Origin of the sequence: Candidatus Ruminimicrobium bovinum, from assembly GCF_902760015.1 — a bacterium.
GTDB lineage: Bacteria > Elusimicrobiota > Endomicrobiia > Endomicrobiales > Endomicrobiaceae > Ruminimicrobium > Ruminimicrobium bovinum.
Map to the genome: position 1 here is coordinate 1 of NZ_CACWEU010000183.1, position 2,365 is coordinate 2,365.

Consider the following 2,365-nt stretch of genomic DNA (forward strand, 5'->3'; position numbering starts at 1 on the left):
AACTTTTTTTTTTTTTTTTTTCCTCATAATGCAATACTTTTTAAATAATTCAAAGATTTTTCTCTTTCTTGTTCTATTATTTTATTTACATTGCTCCAATCTATTGGTTTATCATAGTCTGTTCCGATATTATCAATCAATCTTTCTCCTAAATTTGTTAATTCTAAAAGATTTTTAAATCTTGAGTTTCTTTTATTAGTTGGGACGAAATCAACAAAAAATTGTTTATTAAAATTTATACTAAAACATAATCCATGAAAAGAGTTTGTAACTATATATTTTGCTTTTAAAAAATAACCTAACCATTCTTGAGGAGACGGCATAAAAGTATTTTTATTTATCAATTCTCTAAATTTTAGAGTAATAATTTTTATTTTTAATTTTTTATTTTTTGCTAATTCATCAGCATATTTCATAATTTTTTTATTGTTATTCATTAAATATACTAAAACAAATTCCGTTTCTTTTGGAATTTTAGATATTTTTGACCAATCTTGTTTATTTAGTAATAATGTAGGATCAATATGAACTTCTGATTTTATATTAGATAATTTATTAACAATATCCATACCTTGTTTTTCTCTTAAAGATAAATATTTAAAATTTTGTAAATTTTGATTTATAAACATTTTTTCTTGTTCTGTTAAACTTTCATAACTCAAGCCAAAACTTGCCGCATAGGAAAAACATTTATTTTTATCTTTAACAAAATCTAAAAAATAATTTTTATCAAAACCGGTTAATTGCGGATTAAATACCTGATCACTACCTGTTATAAAAATATCATATTTGTTTTCTATACTACTTATGCTGTTACAAGTAAAAGGTAAAGTATCTATTAAATAAACTTCCTTGAACTTTTTAAATTTAAAATTAAAATAAACTATCAATGGTAAAAATAAAAATCTTTTAATTATTCTTATTAAATTTTTAATATTAAATTTTAATAAACTCTTCGGAAAAAGTTTATAGTAATTTTCTATTGCATCACACAAATAATTTATAATAAAAACTTTAAGAACAATAGATTTTAAAAATCGTTTTAAAGCATAAGTTTGTAATAATGCGCCATAATTATTAGCTCTATGAAAAGTTAATATCCCAATTTTTTTCATTTTATAACCTTTAATTTTAACATTAACTTATAAATATTACTTGCTAAATTAAAATTCAAACAACTTACAATCAAAAAAATTTTAGATTTAATACCAAATTTCCCAAACATAAAATAAAATAAATTTTTTCTTGCATATTTTAATAATAATTCTAAACTTTCTTTATTTCTTATAGGGGTTTCTCGTGCAATCCAAGATAAAAAATTAATAATCCAATTAATTTGTAAATGTTTATATTTTTTATATCCTATTTTTAATTTATTTTTCTCGCAATAATTAAGTAATTTTTCATAAAATAAAATTTGATTTATATATTCTTTTTTAAAAACTCGTATTCTAGTTATACTATTGGAATTGTCACAATAATAGTATTTAGCTTCTTTATAAAAAGCAATGTTTCTTATTTTTTGTAATACTTGATATGTAAATAATAAATCTTCACCCAATGTTAATTGTTCATTAAAACGAACATTTCCTATTAAATTTTTATTGAAAAGTTTATTCCAAATATAAAAATCATGTTTAGAGTCATTTAAAACATCATCAAAAGATAAAATACCATCTTTGGTTGGAAAACTTTCACTTACTACAAATTTATTTTTTTTTAAAACAAACTTATTACAACAAGAAATATCAGTTTGGTTTCTTACTAACAATTCATATAAGATTTCATACATATCATTTTCAATATAGTCATCACTATCAACAAAACCAATATAATTACCTTTAGCAACATCAAGTCCTATATTCCTTGCTGAAGATACTCCACCGTTTTGTTTATGTATAACTTTTATTCTGTTATCTTTTATTGCATATTCATCACATATTTTTCCACTATTATCTGTTGAGCCATCGTCAATAAGTATTATTTCCAAATTTTTATATGTTTGATTAATAACACTATCTATACAACGAGAAAGATACTTTTCAACATTGTATACGGGAATAATTACACTAATTAAAGCATTACTCATTTTTTGTTTATTCCATAAATATCTTTTTTTATTTTTGTTGTTGAAATTTCAGGTGTTCTTGATAAATAAACAACTTCTACACCTTCTTCTTTTAAAAAATCAAATTTTCCTTTCCAATCATCTCCCATTACAAATGTATCAATATGATATTCGTGAACATCACTCTTCTTTTGTTCCCAATTAGTTTCTGGAATTACCAAATCAACATAACGAATAGACTCCAACAATACTTTTCTCTGTTCATACGTAAAATAACATTTTTTTCTCTTTTCATTC

The 2,365-nt window shown here is 21.6% G+C and carries 2 protein-coding genes and 1 pseudogene; all 3 read right to left on the minus strand.

The features are described from left to right. Positions 1-23: 23 nt before the first annotated feature. Positions 24-1,115, minus strand: a complete 1,092-nt coding sequence (locus tag ACMUOV_RS06190) for a polysaccharide pyruvyl transferase family protein (RefSeq protein ID WP_413854237.1) — start codon at positions 1,113-1,115, stop codon at positions 24-26. Further along, positions 1,112-2,089, minus strand: a complete 978-nt coding sequence (locus tag ACMUOV_RS06195) for a glycosyltransferase family 2 protein (RefSeq protein WP_413854238.1) — start codon at positions 2,087-2,089, stop codon at positions 1,112-1,114. The genes ACMUOV_RS06190 and ACMUOV_RS06195 overlap by 4 nt, the downstream gene beginning before the upstream one ends. After that, positions 2,086-2,365, minus strand: a pseudogene (locus tag ACMUOV_RS06200) (glycerol-3-phosphate cytidylyltransferase); the annotation flags it as partial. The pseudogene ACMUOV_RS06200 and the gene ACMUOV_RS06195, both read right to left, overlap by 4 nt.

Bases quoted from the DNA above. Each gene is read 5' to 3' on its own strand.
- ACMUOV_RS06190 (WP_413854237.1), bottom strand. From the start codon at position 1,115: ATGAAAAAAATTGGGATATTAACTTTTCATAGAGCTAATAATTATGGC.
- ACMUOV_RS06195 (WP_413854238.1), bottom strand. From the start codon at position 2,089: ATGAGTAATGCTTTAATTAGTGTAATTATTCCCGTATACAATGTTGAA.